The sequence below is a fragment of the Marinicrinis lubricantis genome (genome assembly GCF_042658665.1).
Lineage (GTDB): Bacteria > Bacillota > Bacilli > Paenibacillales > KCTC-33676 > Marinicrinis > Marinicrinis lubricantis.
In genome coordinates, this window is sequence record NZ_JBHSQV010000049.1 from 1 (window position 1) to 629 (window position 629).

Genomic DNA, 629 nt, shown 5'->3' on the forward strand with positions numbered 1-629 from the left:
CCCTTTAATCCCTTTTTAATAGCCAGTTTAAAAAGCTGCTTGTAAGCTCCTAAGCTCAATGAGATGCTCCCAGTTGTCACACCGTCCCAGAAATCCGGGAATCCATTACTGATCTGCTCTTCCATATAACCTTTTATGACTCTTGTCTGAAACTCTTTTCCGTATTGTTCGCCAGTCTCTGGATCGACCAATAATGCTATATTATTGTCTCCAAAGTACCACATCCAGTACAGATCATCTTTATTATATCTATAATCATTTATATTTTCATCTGCTGCTACAATCCAATACCCTTCGTTTCTTTGTCTTAACAATTCCGCTTTACTAGCTATTACTGCCCGATTATGAGGCGATTCATTGATCCAGTCCTGTTTATAATTTAATAACTGAGTATCTATTTCCGAGCATCCGTAATAACTCCCATCGGGTAAAATACCACAATACCCACTCGGATCCACAAAATTGATCGGATTGTTGCCCACATACGTATACTGATTCTGACTCAATGGATTCGTCAAAATTCCCTTATACGTATCCTCACTAATGAAGCGTCCTAGCTCCGGCTTATAATACCGTGCTCTTGCATACGTTAGGTCACTGTAATAATCATAACCTAATCCGGTATAACC

General features: G+C 39.3%; 1 protein-coding gene and 1 pseudogene. Both read right to left on the reverse strand.

Features of this window, described 5'->3' with window-relative positions:
- Positions 1-482: hypothetical protein (locus tag ACFPXP_RS07960; RefSeq protein WP_379893708.1), on the reverse strand; the 482-nt coding region annotated here is incomplete at its 3' end.
- A gap of 21 nt (positions 483-503) precedes the next feature.
- Positions 504-629: pseudogene (locus ACFPXP_RS07965) on the reverse strand (RHS repeat-associated core domain-containing protein); the annotation flags it as partial.